General features: G+C 75.2%; 5 protein-coding genes. All 5 read left to right on the top strand.

Annotation, left to right across the window (positions count from 1 at the left end; all coding sequences use genetic code 11):
- The first annotated feature begins 611 nt into the window (after window positions 1-611).
- From flgB to fliG, 5 genes are read left to right on the top strand one after another with little or no spacing between them, the layout of a single operon-like run.
- Window positions 612-965 (top strand): flagellar basal body rod protein FlgB, encoded by a 354-nt coding sequence (flgB, locus tag HLB09_RS20075; RefSeq protein ID WP_339569795.1) that lies wholly within the window; start codon window positions 612-614, stop codon window positions 963-965.
- Window positions 966-972: 7 nt separating this feature from the next.
- Window positions 973-1,383 carry a flagellar basal body rod protein FlgC gene (locus tag HLB09_RS19445; protein ID WP_171203826.1) on the top strand — a complete coding sequence of 137 codons (411 nt, stop codon included), beginning with the start codon at window positions 973-975 and terminating at the stop codon, window positions 1,381-1,383.
- Entirely contained in the window at window positions 1,380-1,733 is a 354-nt protein-coding gene (locus HLB09_RS13295) for a flagellar hook-basal body complex protein FliE (protein ID WP_212771051.1), read from the top strand. Before HLB09_RS19445 ends, HLB09_RS13295 begins: the two co-directional genes overlap by 4 nt.
- On the top strand, window positions 1,733-3,364 hold the full coding sequence (gene fliF / locus HLB09_RS13290) for a flagellar basal-body MS-ring/collar protein FliF (protein ID WP_171203825.1): 1,632 nt from the start codon (window positions 1,733-1,735) through the stop codon (window positions 3,362-3,364). Before HLB09_RS13295 ends, fliF begins: the two co-directional genes overlap by 1 nt.
- Window positions 3,361-4,398: a flagellar motor switch protein FliG gene (fliG, locus tag HLB09_RS13285; RefSeq protein WP_298802631.1), complete on the top strand. Its 1,038-nt coding sequence runs from the start codon at window positions 3,361-3,363 to the stop codon at window positions 4,396-4,398. Before fliF ends, fliG begins: the two co-directional genes overlap by 4 nt.
- Window positions 4,399-4,561: the final 163 nt, after the last annotated feature.

Below are 4,561 nucleotides of genomic sequence, written 5' to 3'. Positions count from 1 at the left end.
CCGAGCGCCAGGCGCGCACCGCCGAGGCCCTGGGCCGCGCCATCGTCCTCAACCGGCGCCAGGCCCGCGCCGTCGACGCCCTCGCCGACGCCCGCGAGACCCGCCGCGACGGCGAGCAGGCGCTCTACCTCGACGTCGCCCTCTAGCTCCTCGCCCACCGCAGCTCCGACCTCACCGCTCGGCCGGCCTCCCCGGCCGGCGCCACCGCCCCGCGCTCGACGACGAGCCGCGGGGCGCCGTCGCGTCTTCGCCCCTCCCGACCCCGCGCCGTCGTCACCCGCCGAGCCCCCAGGGCCATGTGTGGCCATGTCGCCCTCGGGACGGGCGCCTTGGGGGCGACATGGCCACACATCGCCCTCGCGGGGCGAGGGCGACGGCCCCGGGAGGCGCTGCGTCGCAGCGCACCCGACGCCGCCGGCGGGGGAGGCGCGCCGGGGCGTCACCCTCCTGGCGCATCGGGTGATCACCCGCCCGGCCCTGCGCTCAAGGGAACCACCCGTGCGGCCGAAGCCACCTGTGAGCCAAGGAGCGGCTCACCCCCCGGCCACGGACTGGCCGCCGCACCACCTCCCGGCCGCGCCGGGAGGACGAGCCGAAGGCAGGGCACGCCGGTGTTCGCAGACGTGACGAGCGTGGCGCTCAGGGTCGCCATGGACGGGTTGTCGGCCCGCCAGCGGGCCATCGCCGACAACGTGGCCAACATCGACACCCCCAGCTTCCTCGCCGGCCGGGTGCAGTTCGAGGACTCGCTGCGCGACGCCGTGCGGTCGGGCGAGACCCGCCGCGTGGCCTCCACCGGCCACACCACCGCGCGCTCCCTCGAGCCGACGCGCGAGGACGGCAACAACGTCAACCTCGACACCGAGACCATCTCCAACACCGACACGGTGCTGCGCTACCAGCTCGTCACGCAGGCCGTGACGGACCGGATGTCGCTGCTGCGCACCTCGATGCGGACCCAGTGAGGCTCCCGTGACCATCTTCCAGGCCATCGGCATCGCGGGCACCGGCGCCACCGTGCACCGCAAGTGGCTCGACGCCATCAGCGACAACATCGCCAACGTCAACACGGCCCGTCCGACGACGGAGGCGGCCTACCAGGAGAAGCGCGTGCTCGCGGAGGCCGTCGACTACGGCACCGGCACCGGGGGCGTCCGGGTGGCGGGCATCGCCGCCGGCTCCTCGCCGGAGGGCCGCCTCGTGTACGAGCCGAACCACCCCTACGCCGACGCGGAGGGCTACGTGCGCTACCCCGACGTCGACCTCAGCAGCCAGATGTCGCAGATGATCATGGCCCAGCGCGGCTACCAGGCGAACCTCGCCGTCGTCGACCGCGCCCGTGAGTCCTACATGGCCGCCCTCCGGATCGGCGGCGGCGCGTGAGCGTCATGGGGGTCGAGGCGATCGGCTCCGTCGGCGTCCGCGGCGTCGCGCCGAGCCTGCCGTCGCTGCCGACGGGCTCCGTCGCCCCGGCCGGGCTCGTGGAGCAGCCGTCGAGCAGCGCCGACGTCACGCGCGCCTTCGGCGCCGCCATGGCCCAGGGCCTGCAGACCGTGCAGTCGATGGAGGCCACCGCCGACGTCAAGGCCGTGCAGGCCGCGACGGGTGACCTCACCGACGTCCACGACTACGTCATCGCCGCCAACCAGGCCAAGCTCGCCACCGAGCTCACGGTCGCCGTCCGCAACAAGGCCGTCGAGGCCTTCTCCGAGATCATGAGGTTGCAGGCCTGATGGGTGCCGCCGCGGGGGCCCTGGAGCCCCTCAAGAAGCTGGGGGCGAGCTTCGGCTCGTCCACCGCCGCGCAGAAGGTCGTCGCCGTCGTCGCCGTCGTCGCGCTCGTCGCGGGCGGGGTGCTCTTCTGGCGCTGGGCCAGCGCCCCGACGATGACGCCGCTGTTCTCCAACCTGGCGATGGCCGACGCCGGCGCCATCACCGAGCAGCTCGACAGCACGGGGACGCCGTACGAGCTCGCCGACGGCGGCTCCACGGTCCTCGTGCCGCGGGACCGGGTCTACGACCTGCGCCTCGACATGTCGGCCGCGGGCCTGCCCGGCGACGCCGGCACGGGCTACGCGCTCCTCGACGAGCAGGGCGTCACCGCCTCGCAGTTCCAGCAGCGCACGACGTGGCAGCGCGCCCTCGAGGGCGAGCTCGCCACGACGATCGGCTCGATCGCGAGCGTCGAGAGCGCCCGCGTGCAGCTGGCCATCCCCGAGGACGACGTCTTCGCCGACACGGCGGGCACCCCCACGGCGTCCGTCCTCGTCACCACGCGGCCCGGGCAGGAGCTCACGGGCGGCCAGGTGCAGTCGGTCCTCAACCTCGTCTCCTCCAGCGTGGAGGGCATGAAGCCCGAGGACGTGACGATCGTCGACGCCGCCGGGACGCTCCTGTCCGCGGCCGGCGCCGGCGGCGCGGCGGGCGGCATGCGCGACCAGCAGACCACCGACTACGAGAGCCGCGTGCAGGGCGACCTGCAGCAGGTGCTCGACCGGGTCGTCGGCCCGGGCAAGGCCGTCGCGACCGTGACGGCGGACCTCGACTTCGACGACGTCCGCAGCACCGAGGAGGTCTTCACCAACCCCGAGGGCGGCCCCCTCGCGCTGGCCGAGAGCGGCTCCGAGGAGGAGTACACCGGGGCGAGCGGCGCGCTCGTCGGCGGCCAGCTCGGCGGCACGGGGATCTTCGGGCCCGACAACATCGCGGTGCCGACGCAGCAGACCCAGGGCGTCGACGGCGCGGACGCCGGCGGGTACACCAACTCGAGCACCGACCGGACGAACGGCGTCAACAAGACGACGACGCAGACGCAGGCCGCCCCGGGCGGGGTCCGCCGACAGTCGGTGTCGGTCGTCGTCGACACCGAGGCGTCGCGCACCATCGACCTGCAGCAGCTGGAGGCGGCCGTGAGCGCCGCGGCCGGCATCGACGCTGCCCGGGGCGACGTCCTCAGCGTCTCCCAGATGCCCTTCGACACCGCCGGCGCGGACGCCGCGGCGGAGGCGGCGGCCGCGGCCGACGCGGCGGAGGCCGCGGACGCCCGGACGGCGCTCATCCAGACGGTCGCGGTGCTCGCCGTCGTCCTGCTCCTCCTCGTCGTCGCCGCCATCGCGGCCCTGCGCCGGCGCAAGAAGCGGGGCGAGGAGGAGCCGCTCGACCTCGGCCCGATGGAGCCGGTGCCCGCGCCGGCGCCGCCGCCCACCGAGGCGGTCGCCGCCGTCCCGGCGCCGCGCCCGGCCCTCGAGCAGGTGGCCAAGCCGCCGGCCGCGGTCGCCCGCGAGCAGGTCGTCGAGCTGGCGGAGAGCTCGCCCGACGACGTGGCCGAGCTCCTCCGCGGCTGGCTGACGGCGGACAAGCGGTGAGCGCCCTCGCCGTCCGGGGGGAGCCCGGGACGCTGACGAGCAGCCAGAAGGCCGCCGTCGTCCTCGTCCAGCTCGGCCGCGAGCACGCCGCCCGCGTCCTGTCGCGGATGGGCCCGGTGGAGGTCGAGGAGCTCGCCGCCGAGATCGCCCAGCTGGGCGCCCTCGACCCGCAGGTCGCCGACGACGTCATCACCGAGTTCCGCGAGATGGCGCAGACGGGCGGCTTCCAGGTGACCCGCGGCGGCGTCGCCGTCGCCCGCTCCTTCCTCGAGGCGACGCTCGGCAGCACCCGCGCCGACGACGTCATGGAGCGCGTCGCCATCGCGACTCCCGGCAAGGTCTTCGAGTTCCTCCTCGAGATGGACCCCCGCCAGATCCTCAGCTTCCTCACCGGCGAGCACCCGCAGACGACGGCCCTCGTGCTGGCGCACCTGCAGCCGGTCCAGGCGGCCACCGTCCTCGCCGGCCTGCCGGGCGAGATCCAGACCGAGGTCGCGCACCGCATCGCGGTCATGGACCGCCCCGACCCCGACCTCGTGCAGCTCGTCGCCGAGGACCTGTCCCGCCGCAGCTCGACGATCATCCCGGCGGCCGCCTCCACGGCGCCCGTCGGCGGCCTCCAGCCGCTCGTCGACGTCCTCGCCCGGGCCGACCCGGCCACCGAGAAGCTCGTCCTCGAGGGCCTCGACACCGTCGACGCCGAGCTCGCCGAGCAGGTGCGCCAGCGGATGTTCGTCTTCGACGACATCACCGGCCTCGAGGACAAGGCGGTCCAGCTGCTGGCCCGCCAGGTCGAGACGGCCGTGCTCGCCCTCGCCCTCAAGGGCACGGCGGACGCGACGCGCGACAAGGTCCTGTCCAACGTCTCCGAGCGGGCCCGCGAGAACCTCCTCGAGGAGATCGACCTGCTCGGCGCCGTCCGGCTCTCCGACGTCGAGGAGGCCCGCGGCTCGGTCGTCGCCGTCATCCGCGGCCTCGAGGCTTCAGGCGAGATCGTCCTGCGCCGAGAAGGTGCTGATGAGTACGTCTCCTGAGGTCCTCGTGCCGGCGCCGCGCGCGCACCACCCGTCCGGGCCAGACGCGGTCACCCGACCGGCCCCCTGGTTGACCCCCGGCCCCGCCGCCCCCGACGCGGGCCGGGCGGCGGGGTACGCCGCCGGGTACGCGGCGGGCTGGGCGCAGGGCGCGGCCGCGGCC

The organism is Pseudokineococcus marinus, from assembly GCF_013004605.1.
GTDB lineage: Bacteria > Actinomycetota > Actinomycetes > Actinomycetales > Quadrisphaeraceae > Pseudokineococcus > Pseudokineococcus marinus.
This window is presented reverse-complemented; position numbering and strand designations above follow the sequence as displayed.